At 65.5% G+C, this 2,056-nt stretch carries 3 protein-coding genes; 1 reads left to right on the top strand and 2 read right to left on the bottom strand.

Features of this window, described 5'->3' with window-relative positions; genetic code table 11:
* Positions 1 to 62 precede the first annotated feature (62 nt).
* Together AC0V2Y_RS28130 and AC0V2Y_RS28125 are read right to left on the bottom strand one after the other, a co-directional pair.
* Positions 63 to 671: an IMPACT family protein gene (locus tag AC0V2Y_RS28130; protein WP_475418033.1), complete on the bottom strand. Its 609-nt coding sequence runs from the start codon at positions 669 to 671 to the stop codon at positions 63 to 65.
* A 68-nt stretch (positions 672 to 739) separates the two neighbouring features.
* Complete coding sequence (locus tag AC0V2Y_RS28125; protein ID WP_475418034.1) at positions 740 to 997, bottom strand: hypothetical protein; 258 nt, start codon at positions 995 to 997, stop codon at positions 740 to 742.
* Positions 998 to 1,063: 66 nt separating this feature from the next.
* On the opposite strand from AC0V2Y_RS28125, the gene AC0V2Y_RS28120 reads away from it, so the two are divergent.
* Positions 1,064 to 1,834 (top strand): AraC family transcriptional regulator, encoded by a 771-nt coding sequence (locus AC0V2Y_RS28120; RefSeq protein WP_475418235.1) that lies wholly within the window; start codon positions 1,064 to 1,066, stop codon positions 1,832 to 1,834.
* Positions 1,835 to 2,056 lie beyond the last annotated feature (222 nt).

Genomic DNA, 2,056 nt, shown 5'->3' with positions numbered 1-2,056 from the left:
TGTAGTGCCTGGATAAATGCTCGCTTGTTATCGGTGGCGCCCGGCAGCAATGCGCCTGTTGACTATGACTCGCCGTCGCTATCCTGCGCGTCCAGCCACTGTATCCGTCCATTGCCCGCCTCATGCAGATGGGCGAGCAGGGCGGTGGCCGCCGTTTCAGGCAGGCTGAAGTCGAACAGCACGTCTGCGCCGTGCTCCACGTTCAGCAAGGTGGCGCCGGCGCCGTCGAGCTCGCGGCGCAGCATGCCCTCCATCGCATACGGCACCGTGCAGCGCAGGGTTCGCTGGCGCACGATGGCCGTTTTTTCCGCCTGCAACAACGCTTGCGCCACGCTGTCCGTGTAGGCGCGCACCAGGCCTCCCGCACCGAGCTTGATGCCGCCGAAGTAGCGCACGACGGTGGCCAGCACGCCTTCCAGGTCCTGGTGGCGCAGCACGTCGAGCATGGGCCGCCCGGCCGTGCCGCTCGGTTCGCCATCGTCGACGGCCGCCGACTGCCCGCCCGCCAGCAGCGCCCAGCACACATGGCAGGCGCCCGGATGCTGCGCCTTCAAATCGTTGACCACCTGCTGCGCGCTGGCGCGGTCCGTCATCGGCTGCACGCAACCGATGAAACGGCTTTTCTTGATGATCAGTTCGCTGTGGACGGGGGCGGCAATGGTAAACGGCATGGCGGGTGCGAAGGCGGGCAAAGCAGCATGATAGAGGAAATGCGCGCCGGGGACGAGTCGTTGGCCGCTTACTCCGTTGCGACGGACACCAGTTCGCGCAGCGCCGCATCGCGCACCTGCAGGATCTCGAACAGTCCCAGCGCATGCAGGGCGGGCAGGGCATCGGCAATGTCGCGCTCGGCGATGGCCTTGTCGTCGCTGCTGCTCGTATCGTCCAGCCATAGCCGGGCATTGGCGAGAAAGGCGCCCACCGTGCCCTTGCGCACGGTGACGCCATTGAACTGGCCCTGGTTTTGTTGATCCGGTAAGACGTCTTCTGCACGCATGGTGAACTCCTGAAGGTTGGAAAGACTTCACTGTATGATGGCCGGATTGTCTTGCCTGCGTTGTTTATGTCATTCGATACGTCAAATCCGCCAATCTTGCCGCCAGCACCGTTGCTGCGCGCCATGCGCATTGTCCAGCCGCAGGAAAGGGTGACGGCGGCGCACCGCCATGCCAGCGGCCAGCTGTTCGGCGCCATGCGGGGCTTGCTCTCCGTTACGGCCGACAGCGGACAGTGGGTGGTGCCGGCCAGCCACTGCGTGTGGGTGCCGCCCCATCACGTCCACGCGCTGCGTTCGCACGGCCCGTTTGCGGGCTGGAGCGTGTATGTGGACGAGGCCAGCTGCGCCGGCTTGCCCGCCGCGCCGTGCGTGATGCGCGTCTCGGGCTTGCTGCGCGAGGCGGTGGGCCGCGCCAGCATCTGGGGCGAGGGCGCGCTGGACGCGCGGCAGGCCCGGGTGGCAGGCGTGATCCTCGACGAGATCGCCGCCGCGCCGCACGAGCCGTTCGGTTTGTCGCTACCCACGGATCCGCGCCTGCTGCGCGTGGCGCGCGCCGTGCTCGACGACCTGGCCGACGAGCGTGGCGTGGAAGCACTGGCCGCCTGGGCCGGCGTCTCGCCGCGCACCCTGGCGCGCCGTTTCACGATCGAGACGGGCTTTACGCCCTCCGCCTGGCGCCAGCGCGCCCGCATCCTGCGCGCCCTGGAACTATTGGCCGCCGGCCAGCCCGTCACGACGATCGCGCTGGACCTGGGCTACGACAACGTCAGCGCCTTCATCGCCATGTTCAAGCGGGTGATGGGGGTGACGCCGGGCAGGTATGGGGAAGGCAGCTAATCGAATAATATAGGTATTTGCTAAGGAGTAACTTGCTGTAGATGGAGATGGTCAAGGCTGAAATCGTGTACGAATGCCGGACTTGGCCCCGATCCTGACCCCTATCCCGCGATCCCAATAACGTCGTGCGTTGTATTGGCCGTCCTTTGGGAACGCTACTTCTTAACGCTACTTCTTTGATGGCCAAATCAGTTCCGTTGAAAGGCAGCAGATCAGTTGGTA

It is taken from the genome of Janthinobacterium sp. BHSEK (assembly GCF_056174685.1).
The sequence above is the reverse complement of the archived record's forward strand: the minus strand, read 5'-3'. Positions and strand labels throughout refer to the sequence as shown.

Coding starts and splice junctions, on each gene's coding strand:
- AC0V2Y_RS28130 (WP_475418033.1), bottom strand. CDS start 671: ATGCCGTTTACCATTGCCGCCCCCGTCCACAGCGAACTGATCATCAAG.
- AC0V2Y_RS28120 (WP_475418235.1), top strand. CDS start 1,064: ATGTCATTCGATACGTCAAATCCGCCAATCTTGCCGCCAGCACCGTTG.
- AC0V2Y_RS28125 (WP_475418034.1), bottom strand. CDS start 997: ATGCGTGCAGAAGACGTCTTACCGGATCAACAAAACCAGGGCCAGTTC.